The 244-nt window shown below is 30.3% G+C and carries 1 protein-coding gene; it reads right to left on the bottom strand.

Annotation, left to right across the window (positions count from 1 at the left end; genetic code table 11):
- Nucleotides 1–244, bottom strand: a 244-nt coding sequence (locus ACSBRB_RS10750; protein ID WP_435032737.1) for a transposase family protein, incomplete at both ends; no start/stop codon positions are given.

The following is a 244-nucleotide window of genomic DNA, read 5'->3' on the forward strand; positions in this document are numbered from 1 at the left end:
CTGTTGAATTAGATACACCACAAGACTTCGCTATTGATTTTTGAGATCGTATAGAAGTTGACTTATCCAAAACTGCTAAACGTGTATTATTAGAAATATGACAGTCAACATCAACGATGTTTGTTTGAGCTGTAAAGTAAGTAGAACAATGCTTACAATAGAATCTTTGCTTTTTAAGGACTAAAAAAGCATTCATTTCAGATACTTTCGGAATGGTTATTCTAGAAATTTTAAAACCATTTTT

The sequence above is a fragment of the Staphylococcus auricularis genome (genome assembly GCF_051172115.1).
GTDB classification, from domain to species: Bacteria; Bacillota; Bacilli; order Staphylococcales; family Staphylococcaceae; genus Staphylococcus; species Staphylococcus auricularis_A.